This window comes from Bacteroides sp. NSJ-48 (assembly GCF_014287405.1).
Taxonomy (GTDB): domain Bacteria; phylum Bacteroidota; class Bacteroidia; order Bacteroidales; family Bacteroidaceae; genus Bacteroides; species Bacteroides stercoris.
The window spans coordinates 1-1043 of record NZ_JACOOD010000110.1 but is presented as its reverse complement, the minus strand read 5'-3'; the positions used below and the strand labels follow the sequence as shown (position 1 = coordinate 1043).

Below are 1043 nucleotides of genomic sequence, written 5' to 3'. Positions count from 1 at the left end.
CTGTCCATTTATCGGCTGATTTGAAAAGTAAATACCGCGAGCGTATAAGCAACTCCCTACGGGTATCACCATTAGCATATCGGTATGGGACATAATCCTCGTTCTTCTGTTTAGCTTCCTCCATTTCCTCATTGGCCTGCTGTATGGCATCCCAACGGTGTTTGATGCGTAATTCCTGCACGGCATCACAAGCTAATTTCTGAATGTGAAAACGGTCTATCACACGGCAGGCTTTAGGAAATGCAGTCCGTACGATCTTGCGCATGGAGTCTGAAAGGTCAAGTGTCACTTCTTTAACGGCATAACGACTTTCCTCGTCAATTCGCTGAAGTACAGCTATTACATCCTCCGATTTGGTGCCTGCCACAACTGCTACAAGAGAACACTCCCTTGTGCAGGCATCGCGGTTGGTCACAAAGGTGTAAAGTTCACCGTTTGAGAGCGATGTTTCGTCAATTGCCAGATGCGGTCCTATATTCTCTGGAAACAGCATCCATTCATCGGCATGAGATAACTGTTCCCAATTACGATATCCGCTGAGAACCTCCTTGTACTGTTTTTCGAATGTATGACAGTCTATATGATAGAATTCCTCAAGCGTACGGCAAGTCACTGGGGATGTCTCCATACGTTTCTTTTAAAAAAGATCCAAATTCTTTGGAGTATCTGGTTCCCTTGGCCACAATGTCGAGGTCGATGGGAATACTAAAGCTTTTCCCTGTGCGTAAGTCCGTCCAACGCCGGCGTCTGATCTTGAGAATTACCTTATGGTCCCGTATGGGAAAGTCTGTCACATTTACAGCTTCCATAAAACCTTTGGATTCAAAATGTACGTCATTGCTTAACTTGGGATTCATCTTTTCATCCAGACTGATATGAATCTCTTGAGAGGTTTGTTCGACTCCAGAGATAAGAAAGTAATCTAATATCTGCGCAGGCAACACGAGGCTGGCTAGCATGTTCAAATAATCGTTTTTCATAATGCGAAGTAAGCAATACTTCACGAGTATAAAAAATAATCCCCGCTAAAAATCTACTGAGCC

At 43.9% G+C, this 1043-nt stretch carries 3 protein-coding genes; all 3 read right to left on the bottom strand.

Going from position 1 to position 1043, the window contains the following annotated elements; translation table 11 throughout:
* A partial coding sequence (locus H8S52_RS19685) for a transposase (protein WP_186910411.1) occupies positions 1-628 on the bottom strand: 628 nt, incomplete at its 3' end.
* Positions 594-944 carry a hypothetical protein gene (locus H8S52_RS19680; RefSeq protein ID WP_225982486.1) on the bottom strand — a complete coding sequence of 117 codons (351 nt, stop codon included), beginning with the start codon at positions 942-944 and terminating at the stop codon, positions 594-596. The genes H8S52_RS19680 and H8S52_RS19685, both read right to left, overlap by 35 nt.
* The coding region (locus tag H8S52_RS20115; RefSeq protein ID WP_225982487.1) for a hypothetical protein at positions 862-1043 on the bottom strand (182 nt) is incomplete at its 5' end. The genes H8S52_RS20115 and H8S52_RS19680, both read right to left, overlap by 83 nt.